Origin of the sequence: Oceanidesulfovibrio marinus (genome assembly GCF_013085545.1) — a bacterium.
GTDB lineage: Bacteria > Desulfobacterota > Desulfovibrionia > Desulfovibrionales > Desulfovibrionaceae > Oceanidesulfovibrio > Oceanidesulfovibrio marinus.
On sequence record NZ_CP039543.1, the window covers coordinates 3,106,494 to 3,127,753 of the forward strand.

The following is a 21,260-nucleotide window of genomic DNA, read 5'->3' on the forward strand; positions in this document are numbered from 1 at the left end:
ATATGGCCGCCGCGCGCGCCGCAAAGGAACCCGCCGTTACCGAAGCGGTGGAAGGTGTTCCCCTGCCGGACCCGGACGCCGTCCGCGAGCTGGCGCACTCTCCTGCGCAGGCGCGCGTGCGCGGCCACATGCAACGGCTGGCCGAGAACCCCGAGGCCATCCCTCAGGTGATTCTCCTCGAAGGCGGCTCCGCCTCGGACCGCCTGTCCATGGCCCTGTTCTGGACCGCCCTGCTCCACTGCCGTGGACCGGAGCCCGCTGCCGAGCCGGCGCAGATGAGCATGCTTGGCGCCATGGCCCCGGTCCCCGAGGCCGAGCCGGAACCGGAAGAGCGGCCCTGCCTGACCTGCACCAGCTGCATGCAGGCGCTCACCGGCGCCAACCGCGACCTCTACCTCCTGGACGGCCGGGAGGAGATGATCAAGATAGACGCCGTGCGCGAGGTGCGTAGCGTGCTGGGCGAGCCCCCGCGCGACCACCCCGTGCGCGTCATCATCCTGGCCGAGCTGCACAACTCCCGCATCGAAACCGCCAACGCCCTGCTCAAATCTTTGGAAGAGCCGCGGCCCGGCAACAGCTTCGTGCTCCTGGCCCCCCAACGGGAGCGGCTCCTGCCCACTCTGGTTTCGCGCAGCTTTGTGCTCACCCTGGCCTGGCCCCACGGCGAGGACGTCCAAAGCGCATCCGACGATGGCGAGACCACCGCCCGGCTGGCCGAGGGCTTCGCCGTTTTCCTGGAAACGGGCAAGGGGTGGTTCTCCATCACCGGAGGCAAGGGAGCCGTGAGCAGGAACATTGGCCTCGGGTTCTGCAACGCCCTGGAGCGCGCCATACTCGCCGTGCTCACGGACAGGGCCGGCAGCGACCGCCTTGCCGGCGCTCTGGCCTCGCGGCTCGACCCCCAGGCATTGCGCGGGTTGGACATCGCCGTGGATCAGGCGGCCCAGGCACTGGGCATGCAGGTGAACCCGGCCCTCACGCTGGACTGGCTGGCCACACGCGCCGTTTCCCTGGCGCGGGATACCACCCTGCGAAAACGTATGGGCTAGCCCCCTCTTCTTTTCTTGACCACCCGCACCGCTTTGCGCATCTTGAACGAACCCATTTGCTCCCACGCCCCCTGCCTGCGACGGCAGGGATGAGGAACCGATCCATGACACAGTCCGCAAACCAGGTGCTGCTCATCGAGGACTCCAACGTCCAGGCCAAGATCATCCAGAAGCAGATTCTCGCTCTATCCAACTTCGAAACCATCATCTGCCATACAATGGAGGAGGCCCGCGAGGCTCTGGAAGCGTCCCACCGCTTCTTTGTGGCCGTGGTGGACCTGAACCTGCCGGACGCGCCGGACGGCGAGGTCGTGGATCTGACCCTGGAAAACGGCGTGCCCACCGTGGTGCTCACCGCCACCTTCAACGAGGAGCTGCGCCAGCAGTTCATCCACAAGCGCGTGGCCGACTACTTTTTCAAGGGCTCGATCCGCGACATGGACCCCATGGTCCGCAGCCTGGAGCGGCTCTACAAGAACCGCCACATGACCGTGCTGGTGGTGGACGACGGCGTTGTGGACCGCGGCATGATGCGCCGTGGCCTGGAGGTGCAGCAGTTCCAGGTCCTGGAGGCGGAAAACGGCGCACAGGCCATGCAGATCTTGGCTGAGCACCCGGAGGTTCAGCTCATCATCACGGACTTCAACATGCCGGAGATGGACGGCTGCGAGCTGGTCATGGCTGTGCGCGAGCACCACAAGATGGACCAGCTGCCCATCATCGGCGTCTCGGCGGCCGGCTCCGGCCCGCTCACCGCCCGGTTCCTCAAGAACGGGGCCAACGACTTCCTCACCAAGCCTTTCGAGGTGGAGGAGTTCTCCTGGCGCGTGAACCAGTGCATGGAAATGGTGGACGTCATCGCCGAGCTCAAAAACTGCTACGAGAATCTGGGATGATCGACGCGAGGCGCATCCACCTGCTGAAGAACGGGGCTCCCGGCAACGGACCCGTGCTTTACTGGATGCACCGCGACCACCGCGCCCGCGACAACTTCGGTCTGCTGCACGCACAAAGCAAAGCCTTGGAGCTGGGCCGGCCCATGGCCGTTGTCTACTGCCTGGCGTCCACATTTCTGGACGCGACCATCCGCCAGTTCGGCTTTCTCCTGCGCGGTCTGGAGGAGACAGCGAAGGCCCTGGCGCAGAAATCCATCCCCTTTGTCGTGCTCAGCGGCAACCCGGCCGAGGAGGTGCCCCGCTACGTGCGCGAGTCCGGCGCAGCTCTGCTGGTGACGGACTTCGACTCCCTGCGCATCAAACGCGGCTGGCTGCGCGACGTATCCAAGAACATTGACATCCCCGTGCACGAGGTGGACTCCCGCAACGTAGTGCCCTGCCGCGTGGCCTCGGACAAACGGGAGTACGCCGCCCGCACCATCCGGCCCAAGATCCACCGCCTGCTGCCGGAGTTTCTGCTCGAACCGCCGGATCTGGCGGACCATCCCCACATCTACACGGGCCACGTGCCCGAAACCGACTGGTCTGCCCTGCGCGAGGGCCTTCGCGTGGACAGGGACGTGCCCGAAGTGGACTGGCTGACGCCGGGCGAGGACGCCGCGGCCGGCATGCTGGGCGCGTTTATCCAACACAACTTGGACCGCTACGGCAGCCGCAACGATCCCAACGCCGAGGCGGTCTCCCACCTCTCGCCATACCTGCACTTCGGCATGCTCTCGCCCCTGCGCGCCGCCCTGGCCGTGTCCAAGGCCGCCAAACACGACGCCGAGGCCGAGGAGTCGTTTCTGGAGGAGCTCGTGGTGCGCCGCGAGCTGGCGGACAACTTCTGCTTCCACACGCCGGACTACGACTCGGCCGACTGCTTTCCGGACTGGGCAAAACAGACCCAGGCCGACCACGCCGGCGACGAGCGCGAGTACGTCTACGACCCTGACGCCTTCGAGCAGGCCAAGACGCATGACCCGCTCTGGAACGCCGCGCAGAAGCAGATGGTGGCCAGCGGCTACATGCATGGCTACATGCGCATGTACTGGGCCAAAAAGATACTGGAATGGACAAAGACGCCGCAGGACGCCATGGCCATCGCCATCCGCCTGAACGACCGCTACGAGCTCGACGGCCGCGACGCCAACGGCTACACCGGCATTGCCTGGTCCATCGGCGGCGTGCACGACCGCGCCTGGCCCCAGCGCCCGGTGTTCGGCAAGATCCGCTCCATGACCTACAGCGGGGCCAAATCCAAGTTCGACGTCAAAGCCTACATCGCGGCCATGGACGCGCTCTGGAACGATTCGCCTTTTTCGAAACGCTAGGGCCTGCTACCCGGCCAGGACAACGCAGTCCGGCTCGGGAAAATCTTCAAACCGGCTACCCGGCCAGGGCGATGCACTCGATCTCTACCCGAGCGTCCAGGGGCAGACCCGCCACCTGGACCGTGGTCCGTGCCGGCTTGTGCTCGCCGAAAAACTCCCCGTAAATCTCGTTCATCACGGGAAAGTCCTGCATATCCGCCAGAAAGACCGTGGTTTTGATCACGCGGGACGGCGATGAACCGGCTTCCTGCAGAACCACGCCGAGGTTCGAGAGAACCTGCCGCGTCTGCGCCTCCAGACCGTCCACCAGGGTGTTCGTCGCCGGGTCGATGCCGGTCTGCCCCGAGCAGAAGATCATGCCGTTGGTCTCGATGGCCTGCGCATACGGGCCCAGCGCCTTGGGGGCCTTGTCACTGTGCACAACTTTCATGGTCCACTCCGTGTTATTCAGCCGCGCGACGGCTCGGCAGGGTTTATTTCAGAAAGTCCAGCAGCTCCGGAAAGGCGTCGATCACGTGCGCCGGGCCGAGCTCCATGCAATGCTCGCGGTCGCCGTAGCCCCAGGTGGCGTAGCACGCCGAGGCGCCGATGGCCTTGGCGAACGCCAGGTCCGGGTAGGCGTCGCCCACCAGCAGCACCTTGTCCGGCGTGACGCCCGGAAAGTTTGGGGCCACGTCCTCATCCCACACGCGGGGGTCCGGCTTTCTCGCGTAGCCCGGCCTGTCGCCCACCACGAGGTCCAGGTAGTCAGCCAGGCCGAGCCGCTCCGTGGAGCGGTCCAGGATGCGCCGCCCCTTGTTGGAAACCACGGCCATGCGGTAGCCCCGCTCGTGCAGGGCGCACAGGGTCTCCTGCGCCTTGGGGAAGAGCTCGGTCTTCTCCTGCTCAATGGGGGGGTACACCTCGCGGTATCGGTCCACCCAGCCGTCCACATCCTCTTCGCGGATGCCGGGCACCAGACGGTGGAAGGTCTCGCGGATGCCCATACCCACGGCGCCGCGCACGTCGTTCTGGTCCGGCGGCTCCACCCCGAACTCCGGGAAGATAACCGCCATGGTCGCGGTGATGGCGGGCACGCTGTGCACCAGGGTTCCGTCGTAGTCAAAACAAATAAGCTCATAACGCTGCATATTTCATCCTTTTGTAACAGCTTCTTGTATCACGTAGATTAAGCGTGGTAACGTGACGTGCCTTCAACTTCAACCATACCGGGAATCTATTTTTTATGAAGCTCAATCCTTTCAAGAAGCACGAAGAACCCCGCGAAAACACCGGGGACGCAGAGGTGACCGAGTCGGATTCGACCACCACTGACGCCGGCTGGTTCCTGCCCGAGGACAGCAGGAAGTCCATCCTCAAGCTTTTCGCTTCCCTGAAGGAGCCGGTCACGTTGGAGGCATACACCCAGCCGGGTGAAAACGACGCCTACAACGACTTCATGCTCAAGTTCGTGCGCGACCTCGACCGGCTCTCGGACAAGATCATCCTGCACGAGTTCCATCTGGACATGCCCGAAGCCGAGGCGCGCGGCGTGGACTTCTCGCCCACCCTGCTGGTGGAGCCGGACACCTTCCGCATCGCCTATCGCGGAGCCATGCTCGGTGAGGAAGGCCGCTCCTTTATGCAGATATTGTTGCACATCTCCCTGCGCAACTCCGGCCTGCAACCCCTCTCCCGCGAGCTGCTCAAGGAGCTGCAGGAAGAGCGGAACATCAAGGTTTTCGTCAACCCGAGCTGCCCCTACTGCCCGGGGCAGGTGCTCAACGCCTTCCGCATGGCCGTGGAACGGCCGGATCTGATCAGCGCCGTGTGCATCGACACAGCCCAGGACCCGGCCACTGCCGATGAGTACGACGTGGGCTCCGTGCCGCACACCGTGGTCAACGAGAACCTCGTCTCCCTCGGCCTGCTGCAGGAGGAGCGATTTGTGCTGGAAACGCTGGCTCTGCGCGATGTGGAGGAGCTCGTGGCCGAAGCCAGGGAGACAGGCAACGTGGAAGGGCTGAACCTGTCGAGCCGTATCGTGGACGAGCTGGCCCGCGCCGAGGTGGAGAGCGAGCACGGCCACGAGCACATGCCCGTGGAGGAGATGGACTGCGTGATCATCGGAGCCGGCCCGGCCGGGCTTACCGCCGGCATTTACGCCGAGCGCTCCGGCATGGCCACCGTGATTCTGGAAAAGAACATCGTGGGCGGGGCCGTGGCGCTCACGCCGGTGGTGGAGAACTACCCCGGCTTCGCCACCGTGGCCGGCAAGAACCTCATGGACATCATGGCGACCCACGCCCGCGAGTACTGCGACATCCACGAAGGCGAGGAGGTCCGCGAGATCAAGGTGGGCAAGCAGGTGGAGGTGTACACCAACCGCGCCGTGTACGTGACCAAATCGCTTATCCTGGCCACCGGCGCCACCTGGCGGCGGCTGCGCGTGCCGGGCGAAGACCGCTTCTTCGGCCACGGCGTGAACTACTGCGCCACCTGCGACGGCTACCTGTACAAGGACAAGAAAGTCATCATCGTGGGCGGCGGCAACACCGCCCTCACCGATGCGCTCCACCTGAGGAACCTCGGCGTGGACGTGACCATCGTGCACCGCCGCGACGCCTTCCGCGGGCAGCAGCACCTGCAGGATTCGGTCAAGGAGGCCAAGATTCCGGTCATCTGGAACACCGTGGTCAAGGAGGTGCTGGGCACCGACGAGGGCAAGGTCCGCGCCGTGCTGCTGGAAAACGTACTGGACGGCGCCGTTCATGAGATCGAGGTGGACGGCGTGTTCGTGGCCATCGGCATCAACGCCAACAACCAGCTGGCGCAGGATCTGGGCCTCACCCTGGACGAGAACGGCTTTATCGTAGTGGATCGCGCCATGCGCACCAACATCCCGCGCATCTACGCGGCCGGTGACCTGACCGGCGGGGTGCAGCAGATCGTCACCGCCATCGGCGAGGGCTCCGTGGCCGCCATCAGTGCCTTCGAGGACAGCTCCCACCCCTACTGGAAGAAAGGCGCGGCCTGATGCCTGAGCAGCCTCGGCCCATTCCCTTTACCGAGGATCCGGCCAAGCTGGACGCACCCGTGCTCGTGACCGGCGCCACCGGCTACGTGGGCGGCCGGCTCGCGCCCGCCCTGCTGGCCCGGGGGCAGCGGGTGCGCGCTCTGGCGCGCTCCAGAACCAAGCTCGCCTGCCGGCCCTGGGCGCATCATCCCCGGGTGGAGCTGGCCGAAGGCAACCTGCTGGACTACGCCTCCATGCGCAGCGCCATGCAGGGCTGCCGCGCCGCCTACTACCTGGTGCACTCCATGACCGGCATGGCCAAGGACTTCGCAGCCACGGACCGCTCCGCCGCACGGGTCTTCCGCCGCGCCGCCGAGGCTGCCCGGCTGGAGCGCGTCATCTACCTGGGCGGCATCATGCCCCCGGAGGACGACGTCTCCCACCACCTGCTTTCCCGCAACGAGGTGGCCGAAATCCTCATGGACTCCACCGTGCCGGCCACGGTGCTGCGTGCGGCCCAGGTCCTGGGGGCCGGATCGGCCTCCTTCGAGATGATCCGCTACCTGGTGGACCGCCTGCCCGTGATGGTCGGGCCGAAATGGATACGCACCGAGGCGCAGCCCATTTCCGTGGGCGACGTGCTCGCCTACCTCATGGGCGTGCTGGACGCGCCCGAAGCGGCAGGACGCTCCTTCGACATCGGCGGCCCGGACGTCATCACCTATCGTGAGCTCTTCGACATCTACGCCAAGGAAGCCGGGCTGATGAAGCGGCTGGTTATCCCGGCGCCGGTGCTCACGCCCAAGCTCTCGTCTTACTGGGTCGGCTTTGTCACGCCTATCCCGCCATCCCTGGGCATGCCGCTCATCCGTGGCGCGGCCAACCGCGTGGTCTGCCAGGACAGCGCCATCCGGGACATCGTGCCTTTCGAACCACTCTCCGTGCGCGAGACCATACGCCGCGCCTTGCAGAAGACCAGACAGCACACCGTGGAGACGTGCTGGTCCGACGCCGGGGAGCTGCTCCCGCCGGAGTGGCTGCGCTGCGGGGACGCTCCCTATGCCGGCGGCGATGTGCTTGGCGAGGCGTTCTCCGTCACCCTGGCCGCACCTGTGGACAAGGTCTGGAACCACGTGGTCTCCATCGGCGGGGAGAACGGCTGGTACTGCGGCAATGTACTCTGGAGGCTGCGCGGCGTTCTGGACCGGCTGGCCGGCGGCCCTGGGCTGCGCCGGGGCAGGCGCGACCCGCACGAGCTGGCCGTGGGCGACGCCCTGGACTTCTGGCGCGTGCTCGACCTGCGGGAGAACGAACGGCTGCTGCTGTTGGCGGAGATGAAGGTGCCTGGCGACGCCCTGCTGGAGTTCACGCTCCAGCCGCAGGGTCCGGACCGCACCGTGCTGACGCAGACCTCGAACTTCCTGCCCCGTGGCATGCTGGGTCTGGCTTACTGGTGGTCCACCTACCCGCTCCATCTCTACATTTTCCGCGGCACCCTGACCGCCATCGCCAGGCGGTTGGACGCGGCAATAATCGATGGCCCAAAGTGGACGACGCGAAAAAAAGGCAGCTCATGTAAAATATCTTTCTGAGACAAGCTCCTATATGCGGTCCGACATACCTGTTGCGACAATTTCCTCCCATTGATAGTTTTATTCCAAATACTCACCTTGGGGGGTTGAGAATGCCGGATAAGGGGTCGGTCTCACTCGATTCAATCGCTGTTCCTTCACTCATTGACGCCATTTTCTACTCCATGCCCGACGGCATCGCCGTTTTCGGCCCGACCGGCGAAAACACGGTCTACGCCAACCAGGCTTTCTGCAAAATTTTCGGCTACGAGTGCGAGATGATCTCGGAGACCTACCGCAACATCTCCATCCTGCCGCATCACATCATGGGGGAAATACGGGAGCGCTATCCTTTCCTGGACACGCAGCAGACCGATGAAACGCCCCGCTACTACGAGACCACCCGCCGGGATGGTTCGCCCCTCGAAGTCCGCGTTACCGAAACCATGTTTGAGTCCGAAGGAACGCCGCTCAGACTCATCACCGCGGTGGATGTCACGGAGCAACGCCGCCTGGAATGCAGCAAGAAGAGCGCCGAGCGAATAATCCGCCACGACCTGCGGGATTACATCGCCAGCCTCGCCAACGCCGCCGAGATCATGAACGCCCTGCACGACGACAAGCCCGCCTCGGACGAGATGCTGGAATATATCCGCGCCACCGTGGTGCAGACCATGGACCTCATGGCAAGCGGGCAGCAGGCGTTTCTCATGGAAGAGGGTCTGTACACGCTCACACCGCAGCCCGTGGAGCTGCACGACGTGGTGCACCACGTTGTCCGCATGCTCGAACCCATGGCGTACAGCGCCGGCGTCGCAATAGAAACGGACCTGCCGTCCCTGGATGAAACGGCTGTTTTGAACGGCGAACGCTCGCTCATAGCCCGCGCCGTGGCCAATCTGCTGCGCAACGCCCTGGAGGCGGAAAGTTCCGGAGCCCGCGTTCTGATCCGCGGCGAAATCGGCGAACACGACATCACCATCGAGGTGCGCAACCCCACAGCCGTGGCCCCGGCCGTGCGCGAGCGCTTCTTCGAGAAGTACGTGAGCGGCCGCAACAGCGGCGCCGGCCTGGGCACCTACATCGCCAAGCTCATCATGGAGCTGCACGGCGGCTCCATCGCCATGCACACCTCGGAGGACGACGGCACCACTGTCGCGCTGACATTCCCCATGGAGTAGGCCTGCGGCCGCTGCTCCATGGATGCTCGGCCTCCAGGCCCTGACGCCGCCCTCTTTCGTGTCTTTCCGTGTCCAATTTTCTGGACACTAGCCCTTGAGCCGGATCTGCTCCCACACGTCCGTATCCACGATGGCCGTGCCGATTGGCGCCAGGGTGATGCGCGCCAGCTTGAGGTGCTGGAAGGCGAAGGGAATGCCGATGATGGTGATGGCCAGGGCTATGGCCTCCAGCAGATGGCCGATGGCCAGCCAGATGCCCGCCAGGACGAACCAGATCACATTGCCCAGGAAGCCGGCTGCGCCTGTGCCCATGTCCTGCTGGCCCAGGTTGCCGCGGTGCACCACGGTGCGCCCGAACGGCCAGAACGCCAGAAGGCCAATGCGGAAGCAGGCCGAGCCCCACGGAATGCCGATGATGGTGATGAACATGACGATGCCGGCGAGCCACCACATGAGCCCCATGGCCCAGCCGCCGAGAATGAACCAGAGCACGTTGAGTATGAGTGTAAGCATTGCGCCGCCTCCCGGGGGGCTTGGTGTGCGTGATGAATGACCTCCGGCACGGGCAGTACCCGCGCCGCAGAAGAAAGGCGGCCGCTGCCTTTCGGTAACGACCGCCTTGATTATACGCTGTGTGAAGCTTTTCCGCTACTTGGAGCTGCGTTCTTCCAGCAGCTTGACCACAGGCAGCTCCTTGCCTTCCACGAACTCCAGGAAGGAACCGCCGCCGGTGGAGATGTAGGAGACGCCGTCGGCCAGGCCGAAGCGCTCGATGGCCGAGACCACGTCGCCGCCGCCGACCACGCTGAAGGCGTCGGAGTCCTTGATGGCGTTGCCCAGGACCTTGGTGCCGCCGGCGAACTGGTCGTACTCGAAAGCGCCTACCGGTCCGTTCCAGAGCACGGTCTTGGCGCTGTGGATGAGCGCGGCGAAGGCCTTGGCCGTTTGCGGGCCGATGTCCAGGATCATATCCTGGTCATTGACTTTTTCAACAGTCTGCAGATGCGGCGTGGCGTTTTCGGACAGCTCCGGCGCGACGATCACGTCCTCGGGCAGGGGCATTTCCACGCCCTTGTCTTCGGCCATCTTCAGAATGGCTTTGGCGTCATCGATCAGGTCCGGCTCGTAGAGCGACTTGCCCACGGGTTTGCCCGTGGCGGCCAGGAAGGTGTTGGCGATGCCGCCGCCCACGATAAGCACGTCCACCTTGCCCACGAGGTTCTTGAGCACGCCGAGCTTGGTGGAGACCTTTGCGCCGCCCACAATGGCCACGAGAGGCCGTTTCGGGTCCTTGATGGCCTTGCCCAGACTTTCCAGCTCTTTCTGCATGAGAAGGCCCGCCACGGCCACAGGAGCGAACTTCATGGCTGCATGCGTGGAGGCCTGCGCGCGGTGCGCCGCACCGAACGCGTCGAACACGAACACGTCGCAGAGCGCGGCGATCTTCTTGCCCAGCTCGTCGTCGTTGGCTTTCTCGCCCTTGGCGAAGCGGATGTTTTCCAGCAGCACCACCTTGCCAGGTTCGGCGTCCACGCCGCCTTCCCAGTCGCGCACCAGCTCCACCGGCACGTCCAGGGCCTTTTGCAACGCCGCGGCCACAGGCTTGAGCGAGAACTGCTCGTCGAACTCGCCCTCCTTGGGCCGGCCCAGGTGGCTCACCACAATAACGCGAGCCCCCGCGTCCAGCGCGGCCTTGATGGACGGCAGCGCCCCGCGGATGCGCGTATCGTCCTGAACCACTCCGTTCTTGAGCGGCACGTTCAGGTCCTCGCGAATGAGGACCCGTTTCCCTTTGAGCTCCACATCATTCATGGTCAGTACAGCCACAATGCCACCTCCTCGAATCGCTTACTCGCCGAGCACCGATTCGACGGCCCCGACGACATTGTCAACGGTGAAACCGAAATGCTCGAACAGGACCTTGCCGGGCGCCGATTCGCCGTAGCAGTCCATCCCGACCACACTACCACGGCTGCCCACATATTTGAACCACAAGCCTGTGCTTCCAGCCTCCACGGCAACGCGCGCCTCCACCGCCGGCGGCAGCACGGCGTTGCGGTAGGCGGCGTCCTGCTTGTCGAAGCGGTCGGCGCAGGGCATGGAGACAACGCGAACCTTTGTGCCCTTGGCGGCCAGGGCGTCGGCGGCGTTCATTGCCAGGCCCACCTCGGAGCCGGTGGCGATGAGGATGGCCTCGGGCTTGCCGCCCTCGGCCTCGCGCAGGATGTAGCCGCCCTTGACGATGTCCGCGATCTGCTGCTCGTCACGCTGCATGAAGGGCAGGCCCTGGCGGCTGAGCAGCAGGGAGGACGGGGTCTTCACGCTCTCGATGGCGCACTTCCAGGCCACGGCCGTCTCCACGGTGTCGCAGGGCCGCCAGACGTCCATGTTGGGCATGAGCCGCAGGGACGAGGCGTGCTCCACGGGCTGGTGGGTGGGGCCGTCCTCGCCCACGCCGATGGAGTCGTGGGTGAGCACGTAGATGGCGCGGATCTCCATGAGCGCGGCCAGGCGCATGGCGTTGCGCATGTAGTCGGAGAAAACCATGAACGTGCCACCAAAGGGGATGAAACCGCCGTGCAGGGTCAGGGCGTTCATGATCGCGCCCATGGCGAACTCGCGCACGCCGTAGCGCATGTTGTTGCCGGCCGCGTCGTCCGGGGTGACGTGCTTGGAGCCGGACCAGAGGGTGCCGTTGGAGCCGGCCAGGTCGGCCGAGCCGCCCAGCAGCTCGGGCAGCAACGGGCCGTAGCCGTTAAGCGCGGCCTGGGAGGCCTTGCGCGTGGCCTTGTCCTCGGCAGCTTCCTGCACGCCGGCGATGAATTTTTCAGACTCCTCAGCCCAGTTGGCAGGCAGCTCGCCGCGCATCCGGCGGGCGAACTCATCGGCCAGCTCGGGGAATGACTTGGCATAGGCGTCCCACGTCTCGTTCCAGGCCGCCTCTGCCTTGCCGCCCTTGTCGCGCAGGTTCCAGCCGGCATAGAGCTCGTCCGGAATGGTGAAAGGCTCGTGGCTCCAGCCCAGCTTTTTGCGCGCGCCGGCGGTCTCTTCCGCGCCCAGCGGAGAGCCGTGGCAGCGCTCGGTGCCGCAGACAGTGGGCGCGCCGTGGCCGATCTCGGTGCGGCAGCAGATGATGGAGGGGCGCTCCGTCTCGGCTTTGGCCGCTTCCAGGGCCTGGCGCACGGCCTCGGCGTCGTGGCCGTCCACGCAGGCGACCACATGCCAACCGTACGCCTCGAAGCGCTTGGCCGTATCGTCCGCGAACCAGTTCTCCACCTTGCCCTCGATGGAGATGCGATTGTCGTCCCACAGGGCGATGAGCTTGCCCAGCTTGAGGGTTCCGGCCAGGGAGCACGCCTCGTGGGAGATGCCTTCCATCAGGTCGCCATCGCCCAGGAAGCAGTAGGTGTTGTGGTCCACCACGGTGTGGCCGGGGCGGTTGTACGTGGCTGCGAGAATCTTTTCCGCCAGGGCAAAGCCCACGGCGTTGCTGATGCCCTGGCCCAGGGGCCCGGTGGTGGTCTCCACGCCGGGGGCCAGGCCGTACTCGGGGTGGCCGGCCGTCCGGGAGCCGAGCTGCCGGAAGTTCTTGATGTCCTCCAGGGTCAGGTCATAGCCCGAGAGGTGGAGCATGGCGTAGAGCAGCATGGAGGCGTGGCCGCCGGAGAGCACGAGCCGGTCGCGATCCCACCATTTGGGATTGGTGGGGTTGTGCTTCATGAAGTCGCACCAGACGACCTGGGCGAAATCGGCCATGCCCATGGGCGCGCCGGGGTGACCGGAGTTGGCCTTCTGCACAGCGTCAATGGCGAGAAATCGCACCGCATTGGCGAGTTCGCGGGGCGAGGGGGACTGGCTCATGATTCCTCCTTGGGGGTGGGTGAACTGGTAGGGCGCGCTCTACGTAATAAGAAATGGCCTCAAGGGCAACATCCCCGGAGGCCATAAAAAATGCGGTACATCTCAAGCGCTGGCGTGATCATCAGACGGCTAATCCGGCGCCTTTGTCCATGGCGCGGCGGAACGTCTGGTATCTTTCGGGATACGGCGGGTGACCAAAGAAATCCGAGCCGGAGACGAGCACGTCGGCCCCCGCAGCAATGAGCTCTTCAGCGTTATTCACGCTCACGCCGCCGTCCATCTGGATGAGGGTGGAGAGGCCGCGGCGGGTCACCTCCCGGGCGAGCTCGCGGACCTTGTCCAGCGTAAACGGAATGAACGACTGACCACCGAAGCCGGGGTTCACCGACATGATCAGCACCATATCCAGCTCGGGCAGCAGGTAGTGCACGTGGTCCAGCGGGGTGTGGGGGTTGAGGGCCACGCCGGCCTTCATGCCCAGGCGCTTGATCTCGCTCACGGTGCGCTCCAGGTGGATGCTCGCTTCGGCGTGGACCACGAGCATGTCGCTGCCTGCGTCGGCAAAGGCTTCCAGGTAGCGCTCCGGCTGCTCGATCATCAGGTGGACGTCGAAAAAGAGATTGCTGCGCTTGCGCAGCTTCTTGATGATGGGCGGCCCCAGGGTGATGTTGGGCACGAACATGCCGTCCATGACATCCCAGTGAACCCACTCCAGGCCGGCGCTCTGGAGCGCCTCCAGCTCCTCGCCCAGGCGGGAGAAATCCGAGGACAGGAGCGACGGAGCCAGGATGGGCGCAGTGCGCGTGCGATCGAGACCGGACATGATACGGATTACCTCACGATTCGTGTTCACCGGTCAGCAACCGGCGCATTGCCTCGAGCTCGTCCACCACGTAGGCAATGGTCGCCTCCGGCGGCGGGCTCATGGTTTCTTTCAGACGCCTGCGGGCGCCGTCTATGGTCAGCCCTTCCTCGTGCAGCAGGTGCCGGATGGTGCGCAGAAGCTCGACATGCGTCTCGGTGTAGACGCGCTGGCCGGTGGACGAACGCTTGGGCTTGAGCTGCGGGAACTCGGACTCCCAGAACCGCAGCACATAGGGCTTGAGGCCGAGCAGCTCGGCCGCCTCGCCTATCTTGTACGTTCCTGATCCTCCGGACCAATCTGTCATGGATCGACTCGCTACGCCGCGAACGGGCGCGGTTAACGGCTCACCGGCAGCTCCTTCATCACTGCTTGTGCCATGCGCTCCATCTCCTTGTCCACGTCCTTGTCCTTCAGCGTCTTGTCCGCGTGGCGGAAGGTGAGCCGGAAGGTCAGGTTGCGGGCGCCGTGGCCCTCCTCGCTCGTGGGCTCGAAAAGGTCCTGCAGAATCACGCCGGTCATGATCTTGGAGCTCTGGCCGCGGAAGGCGTCCAGCACGCGGCCCGCGGCAATGCCGGCAGGCACGGTGAGGGTGATGTCGCGCTTGACCGACGGGAACTTGGGCAGCTCTTCCCACACGGGGATGGCTGCGGTGTACCTGGCGCGCAGCATGTCGGCGTCCAGCTCGGCCAGCCAGACGGCGGCGCGGGCGTGGTAGTCGTCCGCCACCTCCGGCTGCACGCGGCCGATGGTGCCGAGCGCCTCGCCGTCCAGCGTGACCAGCACGCACGGCGAGAGGTAGCTCTGCGCCTCGTGCTCGGTCGGGGCCATGGCGAACGCTGCTTCCGGCAGGCCCAGGCTTTCGAGCAGATGCTCCACCAGACCCTTGATATCGAGGTAGTCGGCAGCCTCGCGGCTGTGGGGCCAGCCTTCGCGCTCACGCGGGCCATGGAGCAGAATGCCCAGACGGCCGGCCTCGCGCGCGCTGGTCTCGGAGGAGGCGTCGCTGTGGAAGATGCGTGCGTGCTCGAAGAGCCGCAGCCGCTCCTGCCCCTGGGCCAGGTTCACCTTCATGGAGTACAGCAGGCCGGGCGCCAGCACGGTGCGCAGCACGTCCTGCTCCTCGGTGAGGGGGTTGGCCACAGGCACGCGGTCTTCTTCCGGCATGCCCAGGCGATCCAGATCCCTCTGGCCCACGAAACTGTAGTTGATGGCCTCGTTGAGGCCAACGCCGCGGCCCCAGCCCTTGAGCTTGGAGATGAAACCGAACTCAGTGTCGGCCATGGCCGGGCTTTCCAGAGACTTGGCCAGATGCGGCGAGACCGTGGGGATGCGGTCCATGCCGAAGACGCGGCCCACCTCTTCCACGAGGTCCACCTCGCGCTCCAGGTCCAGGCGGTGGCTCGGCGCGGTGACCTGCCAGACGCCGGGAGAAAGCTCCGTGGTCTCGCAGCCCATGTTCACGAGCGTGGTATGGCAAAAGTCGTCGCCCAGCTCATCGATGCCGAGCAGCTTGCGGGCGCGCTGGGCGCGGAAGTTGATGACGCGGTTGGTCCAGGGCGCGGGCTCGGCCTCTGTGCTGCCGGGGGCCACGCGACCACCGCCGAGCTGGGCCATGAGGGTCGCGGCGCGGTCCATGGCGATGCGCGAGCCAGGTTGGTCCACCCCGCGCTCGAAGCGGTAGGACGCCTCGCTGGGGATAATGAGTCGATGCGCCGTGCGCCGCACGTTGATGGGCTTGAACACCGCGGATTCCAGGAAGACGCTGTTGGTGGCGTCGTTGACCTCGGTGTTCTGGCCACCCATGACGCCGGCCAGGGCCACGGGACGCTCGCCGTCCCAGATGAGCAGATCGTCGGCCGTGAGGGTGCGCTCCTGGTCGTCCAGGGTGGTGAACTTCATGCCCTCTTCGGCCGGCGCCACGCGGATCTTGCCGCCTTTGAGCAGGGAAAGGTCGAAGGCGTGCAGGGGCTGGCCGGTCTCCATGAGAATGTAGTTGGTGATGTCCACCATGTTGGAGATGGGCCGCATGCCATGGGCGATGAGCCGGTAGCGCATCCAGGCCGGAGACTTGGCAACGGAAACGCCCTGGATGACGCGGCCGCGGTAGGCCGGGCAGAGGTCGGGATCGGCAATCTCGATGTCCATGACCTTGGACGCCGGTTCCAGGGAGGCATCCTCCACGGTGGCGATATCCAGGGGCGGCAGCGTAATCGGCAGGCCGTAGGCCATGGCCACCTCGCGCGCCACGCCAAGGATGGAGAGGCAGTCCGCGCGGTTGGGCGTGATGCCGATGTCCATGACCAGGTCGTCCATATTCAGGGCGTCCACCAGCCGGTCGCCGATCGCCGCGTCCTCGGACAGGACCATGATGCCCTCATGGTCGTCGCCCAGGCCGAGCTCGTCCTCGGCGCAGATCATGCCCTGGGAAGCGACGCCGCGGATCTTGGCCTTCTTCAGCTTGAGGCCGCCGGGCAGCGTAGTGCCCACCTTGGCCACCGGCACCTTCTGGCCGGCCGCCACGTTGGGCGCGCCGCACACGATATTCAGGGGGTTGCCCTCGCCCACGTCCACAGTGCACACGGAAAGCTTGTCCGCCTCCGGGTGCTTCTCGCAGGTAAGCACGTGGCCCACCACGACATCCTCGATCTCCTCGAAGGGACGGATGAACTCCTCCATCTCGAGGCCGAGCATGGTGAGGCGGTCGGCGAGCTCTTGTACGCCGACCTCGAAGGGGACCATCTCACGCAGCCATTTCACACTGACGAGCATCGTCATTCTCTCCGTGTTGGCGGCCCGGCCAGGGCAGGGCCATTACGGGTATCATCACTTGGAGCATGCGCGAATGATTGCATGCGCCCTGTAATTTTTAGAGCATCCAGACCTTTTCAAGCTTGCAATGCTCTAGAAGAACTGCCGCAGGTACCGCAGATCGTTCTCGAAGTTGAGCCGGATGTCGCCCACGCCGTATTTGAGCAGGGCGATGCGCTCCAGGCCCATGCCAAAGGCCCAGCCGGTCCACTTCTCGGAGTCGTAGCCGGCGAACTTGAAGACCTCCGGGTCCACCATGCCGCAGCCCAAAATCTCCACCCAGCCGGTCTGCTTGCAGATGCGGCAGGTCTGGCCGTGGACATGGCCCTTGCCGCCGCACATGACACAGGAGATGTCCACCTCGGCCGAGGGCTCGGTGAAGGGGAAGAACGAGGGCCGGAAGCGGAGCTGGGCGTCCTTGGCGAACACCTTGCGCACAAAGTAGGTGAGGGTCGAACGCAGATCGGCCATGGACACGCCCTTGTCCACGAGCAGACCTTCGATCTGGTGGAACATGGGGGTGTGGGTCACGTCCGAGTCGCGGCGGTAGACCTTGCCCGGCGCGATGACGGCCACCGGAGGCTCGCGCTTTTCCATGACGCGCGCCTGCATGGGCGAGGTGTGCGTACGCAGCACGATGTTGTCGCTGACGTAGAGGGTGTCCTGCATGTCGCGGGCCGGGTGGTCGGCGGGCATGTTCAGGGCCTCGAAGTTGTAGTAGTCGTTCTCCACCTCCGGGCCGGTGACGACCTCGAAGCCCAGCTCCGCAAACACGGCGCAGACTTCTTCCATGACCAGGGTGATGGGGTGGAGGGTGCCGCAGGCAGGATCGCGGCCGGGCAGCGTGGGGTCGAAGCCTTCAAGCTCGGCCTCTGCGCGGGAGCGGGCGAAGGAGGCGAGGCGGTCTTCGTGGATCTCGGTCAGCGCGGTCTTGACGCGGTTGGCCGCCTTACCGGCTTCTGGCCGTTCGGCAGGGTCCAGCTCCGGCAGCCGCGACATGATGGCCGCGAGGCTGCCTTTGCGTCCAAGAAACTCGACGCGCACGGTTTCGAGTTCCTTTTCGTCCCCGGCGTTCTCCATGGCGTCGCGCATGGCCGGGACGAGGGCCTCCAGTTCTGAGATGAGGTCTGAAAGGGGCATTGGTTGCAACCTGTTGAAGAGGTTCACCTGGTGTGTTCGGGTGCGAACGGATGCGTCCTGGATAGTCCAAGCACAGAAAGGCCCCCGCAAGCGGGGGCCTTATCGCTCGATTCACACCCATGCCCCCGTGGCGATGGGGGCAGGTCGGTTCTTTCGCGCCGGTGCAGAGCCCGGCGACTTGCGCGGCCGCTAGTCCAGCTTGCTTTTTGCAGTCTCGGCCAGCTTGGCGAAGCCTTCCTTCTCGCGCACGGCCATATCGGCCAGCACCTTCCGGTTCAGCTCCACTCCGGCCAGAGAAAGGCCGCGCATAAATCGGCTGTAGGAGAGCCCGTGCTCCCGTGCAGCCGCGTTGATACGCAGGATCCACAGCTTGCGGAACTCGCGTTTTTTGACCTTGCGGTCGCGATAGGCGTACTGCCCGGCGCGCTCAACAGCCTCGCGCGCGCTGCGGTACAGTTTGGAGCGTCCGCCCCGATAGCCTTTCGCTTGCTTCAGATATTTTTTGTGCCGCTGATGTGCGGTTTTTCCGCGCTTAACTCGCATATTGCTCTCCTCCTCGCGAAACCGGAGCGTTAGCCCGCGTAGGGCATCATCCGCTCAACGGCCTTGCGGTTGGTCTTGTCCACGAGGGTGTCTTGACCAAGACGGCGCTTCCTGTCGGCGTTCTTCTTGGTCAGGATGTGGCGAAGGTTCTGCCGACGGCGCTTGAACTTTCCGCTGCCGGTCACGGTAAACCGCTTGGCTGCGGATTTCTTTGTCTTCATCTTGGGCATGACATTGCTCCCTTTCATTCCAGCGCCGCACAACTGGCGCTTCGTTTTATTTCTTCTTGACCACTGGGGCCAGGAACATGCTCATGGTGCGGCCTTCGGCGCGAGGCTCCTGCTCCACCTTGGCCAGATCTTCAGTATCCTCAGCCATGCGCTGAAGGATAATAAGCCCGCGGTCCTTGTGGACAATCTCGCGGCCGCGGAAAAACACAGTCACCTTGACCCGGTCGCCGTTTTCAAGAAAGCGGCGCACATGCTTGAGCTTGGTCTGGTAATCGTGCTCGTCGGTCTTGGGCCGGACCTTGATCTCTTTGATCTGGATGACCGACTGCCGTTTGCGCGCTTCCTGCTGCTTCTTTTGCTGCTGATACTTGTACTTCCCGTAGTCCATAATACGACACACGGGCGGATCCGCGTTGGGCGCGACCTCCACGAGGTCCAAACCCTGATCGCGCGCTACGCGCAATGCATCATCCTTGGGGAGCACCCCAAGCTGGTTGCCGTCTGCATCGATCACCCGAAGCTGCCGGGCACGGATCTGGTTGTTACAGCGAGCTTGCGTTTGCGTGGGCGAAGCTATAGGACATTCCTCCTTGCGCAAAGGGCTTCTGGCATTCTTCCAGGATCATCGCAGCCGTATCGTCCAGGCTTTGCATGCCGAGGTTCTTATTGCCCCGGATGCGCACGTTGACCCCTCTTTCCTCAACTTCTTTATCACCAACAACAAGAATGTAGGGAATTTTTTCCAACTGGGCTTCCCGCACCTTGTAGCCGAGCTTCTCGTTCCGCAGGTCCGCCTCGACGCGGATGCCGCGCGCTTTGAGCACTGCGACAGCCTCCTCGGCGAACTCGTTCTGGGCGTCGGTCACCGTGAGCACCCGCGCCTGAACAGGCGCCAGCCACACGGGGAACGCACCGGCGAAATGCTCGATGAGCACGCCCATGAAACGCTCGATGGCGCCGAGCACCACGCGGTGCAACATCACAGGCCGCTTACGCTCGCCGTCCTGATCCACATAGGACAGGTCGAAGCGTTCGGGCAAGGTGAAATCGCACTGGATGGTGGCGCACTGCCAGCGACGCTCTAAGGCATCCTTGAGCTTGATGTCAATCTTCGGACCATAGAAAGCGCCGTCGCCCTCGTTGATATCGTACGGCAGGTCGTGGCTCTCCATGGCGGATTTCAGCGCGTTGGTGGCGCGCTCCCAGTCCTCGTCGCTGCCGATAGACTTTTCAGGACGAGTAGACAGCTCCATCTCGTATTCGAAACCGAACAGGCCCATCACGTCGTGCACGAACCGGATGACGCCCATGATTTCTTCTTCGAGCTGGTCCGGCCGGCAAAGGATGTGCGCATCGTCCTGGGTGAACTGGCGCACGCGCAGCAGGCCGTGGAGCACGCCGGCGCGCTCATGCCGATGCACGGTGCCGAGCTCGAAAAGCCGCAGCGGCAGGTCGCGGTAGCTGCGGATGCGCGACTTGTACACGAGCATGTGCGACAGGCAGTTCATGGGCTTGATGCCGTAGATCTGCTCGTCGATCTCGGTGAAATACATGTTCTCGCGGTAGTGGTCGTAGTGGCCCGAAATCTCCCACATGTCCTTCTTGAGGATGGTGGGGCCCACCACGATGTCGTAGCCGCGTTTCAAATGCTCTTTACGCTCGAAGTCCTCAAGGATGGTGCGCACCAGGGCGCCCTTGGGATGCCAGATGACCATGCCGGGACCCACGTCCTCGTGGATGGAGAAGAGGTCGAGCTCGCGTCCGAGCTTGCGGTGGTCGCGCTTTTTGGCTTCCTCAACCTGATTGAGGTACTTCTTGAGCGCCTTGGGATCGCTCCAGGCCGTGCCGTAGATGCGCTGCAGCATGGGGCGGTTTTCGTCGCCGCGCCAGTACGCGCCGGACACATGGGTCAGCTTGACGGCCTTGAGCGCGCCGCTGGATGCGATGTGCGGGCCGCGGCACAGGTCCACGAAGTCGCCGTTGCGGTAGATGGAGACCGTATCCTGCTCCAGGTCGTCCATGATCTCCAGCTTGTAGGTCTCGCCCATCTTCTCGAAGATCTCGCGGGCCTCGGCCTTGGGCATGACCGTGCAGGTGAACTCCTGGTTCTCGGCGATGATCTTCTGGATCTCGGCTTCGATGGCCTCCAGATCCTCGGGCGTGAACGGCTTGGGCGCGTCGAAATCGTAATAGAAGCCGTTCTCGATGGCCGGGCCGATGGTCACCTTGACGTCCGGGAAGAGACGCTTGACCGCGGCGGCCATGACATGCGCGGCGCTGTGGCGGAGAAGGTCGAGCCCCTCCGGGGAATCCTCTTCTACGGGCTCGAGGCCCTGGCAGGATTCCGGCACGGGAGCAGACAAGTCCAGAACACGGCCGCCGCACTTGCATGCCACGACCTTCCGGAGCTTCTTGCCGCTCAGGGATTCCTTGAGCGCGTCCAGGCAGCTGGCGCCCTCAGGGATGTCCGTTGTTTTTCCTTCGACTGCGATTTGCACAGTGATTGTCCTTGCCGAATGCCCGGAAACTTCCTTGCCGACTCAAAATATGGATACGCCGTACAACCTTCCCCGGGCCGGCCGAAGGCTGGCGAACAGAACAAGAGCGGGAGGACCAAGCCTCCCGCTTTCAGCGTCTTTCTGTGGTAGGCGCGAGGAGATTTGAACTCCTGACCCCTTGCGCGTCAAGCAAGTGCTCTCCCCCTGAGCTACGCGCCTACTGCCGCAAAGCAGACGGTTTGTTTATCCG

19 protein-coding genes and 1 tRNA gene are annotated in these 21,260 nt (G+C 64.5%); 6 read left to right on the forward strand and 14 right to left on the reverse strand.

The genetic code is table 11. From position 1 onward, the window contains the following. Positions 1–2 precede the first annotated feature (2 nt). The 3 genes from E8L03_RS13690 to E8L03_RS13700 all read left to right on the forward strand — a co-directional run bounded on the left by E8L03_RS13690 (position 3) and on the right by E8L03_RS13700 (position 3,318). Positions 3–1,049 (forward strand): DNA polymerase III subunit delta', encoded by a 1,047-nt coding sequence (locus tag E8L03_RS13690; protein ID WP_171267650.1) that lies wholly within the window; start codon positions 3–5, stop codon positions 1,047–1,049. Positions 1,050–1,153: 104 nt separating this feature from the next. Continuing rightward, on the forward strand, positions 1,154–1,945 hold the full coding sequence (locus E8L03_RS13695) for a response regulator (protein WP_144234303.1): 792 nt from the start codon (positions 1,154–1,156) through the stop codon (positions 1,943–1,945). Beyond that, the gene (locus E8L03_RS13700) at positions 1,942–3,318 is read left to right on the forward strand and encodes a deoxyribodipyrimidine photo-lyase (protein WP_171267651.1); all 1,377 of its coding nucleotides are present in this window, start codon (positions 1,942–1,944) and stop codon (positions 3,316–3,318) included. The genes E8L03_RS13695 and E8L03_RS13700 overlap by 4 nt, the downstream gene beginning before the upstream one ends. A 55-nt stretch (positions 3,319–3,373) precedes the next feature. Here the strand turns inward: E8L03_RS13700 and E8L03_RS13705 are convergent, their stop codons facing one another. Together E8L03_RS13705 and E8L03_RS13710 are read right to left on the reverse strand one after the other, a co-directional pair. Further along, complete coding sequence (locus E8L03_RS13705; RefSeq protein ID WP_144234301.1) at positions 3,374–3,748, reverse strand: RidA family protein; 375 nt, start codon at positions 3,746–3,748, stop codon at positions 3,374–3,376. A gap of 43 nt (positions 3,749–3,791) precedes the next feature. After that, positions 3,792–4,448 carry an HAD family hydrolase gene (locus tag E8L03_RS13710; protein ID WP_171267652.1) on the reverse strand — a complete coding sequence of 219 codons (657 nt, stop codon included), beginning with the start codon at positions 4,446–4,448 and terminating at the stop codon, positions 3,792–3,794. Positions 4,449–4,543: 95 nt separating this feature from the next. Between E8L03_RS13710 and E8L03_RS13715 the strand changes: the two genes are divergently transcribed. The 3 genes from E8L03_RS13715 to E8L03_RS13725 all read left to right on the forward strand — a co-directional run bounded on the left by E8L03_RS13715 (position 4,544) and on the right by E8L03_RS13725 (position 9,065). Continuing rightward, the gene (locus E8L03_RS13715; RefSeq protein WP_171267653.1) at positions 4,544–6,334 is read left to right on the forward strand and encodes an FAD-dependent oxidoreductase; all 1,791 of its coding nucleotides are present in this window, start codon (positions 4,544–4,546) and stop codon (positions 6,332–6,334) included. Next, complete coding sequence (locus E8L03_RS13720) at positions 6,334–7,905, forward strand: SDR family oxidoreductase (RefSeq protein ID WP_171267654.1); 1,572 nt, start codon at positions 6,334–6,336, stop codon at positions 7,903–7,905. Before E8L03_RS13715 ends, E8L03_RS13720 begins: the two co-directional genes overlap by 1 nt. A 92-nt stretch (positions 7,906–7,997) precedes the next feature. Further along, positions 7,998–9,065, forward strand: a complete 1,068-nt coding sequence (locus tag E8L03_RS13725) for a sensor histidine kinase (RefSeq protein ID WP_171267655.1) — start codon at positions 7,998–8,000, stop codon at positions 9,063–9,065. Positions 9,066–9,152: 87 nt separating this feature from the next. Here the strand turns inward: E8L03_RS13725 and E8L03_RS13730 are convergent, their stop codons facing one another. The 12 genes from E8L03_RS13730 to E8L03_RS13785 all read right to left on the reverse strand — a co-directional run bounded on the left by E8L03_RS13730 (position 9,153) and on the right by E8L03_RS13785 (position 21,229). Further along, positions 9,153–9,578: a YccF domain-containing protein gene (locus tag E8L03_RS13730; RefSeq protein WP_144234296.1), complete on the reverse strand. Its 426-nt coding sequence runs from the start codon at positions 9,576–9,578 to the stop codon at positions 9,153–9,155. Positions 9,579–9,713: 135 nt separating this feature from the next. Then, positions 9,714–10,892, reverse strand: coding sequence for a phosphoglycerate kinase (locus E8L03_RS13735; protein ID WP_171267656.1), 1,179 nt, complete (start codon positions 10,890–10,892; stop codon positions 9,714–9,716). A 21-nt stretch (positions 10,893–10,913) separates the two neighbouring features. After that, positions 10,914–12,926, reverse strand: coding sequence for a transketolase (gene tkt, locus E8L03_RS13740; RefSeq protein ID WP_171267657.1), 2,013 nt, complete (start codon positions 12,924–12,926; stop codon positions 10,914–10,916). A 121-nt stretch (positions 12,927–13,047) separates the two neighbouring features. Beyond that, on the reverse strand, positions 13,048–13,749 hold the full coding sequence (rpe, locus tag E8L03_RS13745; protein WP_171267658.1) for a ribulose-phosphate 3-epimerase: 702 nt from the start codon (positions 13,747–13,749) through the stop codon (positions 13,048–13,050). A gap of 13 nt (positions 13,750–13,762) precedes the next feature. After that, positions 13,763–14,095, reverse strand: a complete 333-nt coding sequence (locus E8L03_RS13750; RefSeq protein ID WP_144234292.1) for a MerR family transcriptional regulator — start codon at positions 14,093–14,095, stop codon at positions 13,763–13,765. Positions 14,096–14,127: 32 nt separating this feature from the next. Next, complete coding sequence (pheT, locus tag E8L03_RS13755; protein WP_171268492.1) at positions 14,128–16,560, reverse strand: phenylalanine--tRNA ligase subunit beta; 2,433 nt, start codon at positions 16,558–16,560, stop codon at positions 14,128–14,130. Between the two features lie 132 nt (positions 16,561–16,692). Then, a complete protein-coding gene (gene pheS / locus E8L03_RS13760; RefSeq protein ID WP_171267659.1) occupies positions 16,693–17,739 on the reverse strand; it encodes a phenylalanine--tRNA ligase subunit alpha in 1,047 nt (348 codons plus the stop codon). 189 nt (positions 17,740–17,928) lie between these two features. Next, a complete protein-coding gene (gene rplT / locus E8L03_RS13765) occupies positions 17,929–18,282 on the reverse strand; it encodes a 50S ribosomal protein L20 (RefSeq protein WP_144234290.1) in 354 nt (117 codons plus the stop codon). A gap of 29 nt (positions 18,283–18,311) precedes the next feature. After that, complete coding sequence (gene rpmI, locus E8L03_RS13770) at positions 18,312–18,512, reverse strand: 50S ribosomal protein L35 (protein ID WP_144234289.1); 201 nt, start codon at positions 18,510–18,512, stop codon at positions 18,312–18,314. Between the two features lie 46 nt (positions 18,513–18,558). Beyond that, complete coding sequence (infC, locus tag E8L03_RS13775; protein ID WP_144234460.1) at positions 18,559–19,089, reverse strand: translation initiation factor IF-3; 531 nt, start codon at positions 19,087–19,089, stop codon at positions 18,559–18,561. After that, positions 19,055–21,010: a threonine--tRNA ligase gene (thrS, locus tag E8L03_RS13780; protein ID WP_171267660.1), complete on the reverse strand. Its 1,956-nt coding sequence runs from the start codon at positions 21,008–21,010 to the stop codon at positions 19,055–19,057. The genes infC and thrS overlap by 35 nt, the downstream gene beginning before the upstream one ends. A 144-nt stretch (positions 21,011–21,154) precedes the next feature. Continuing rightward, positions 21,155–21,229, reverse strand: a tRNA-Val gene (locus tag E8L03_RS13785). Between the last annotated feature and the right edge of the window lie 31 nt (positions 21,230–21,260).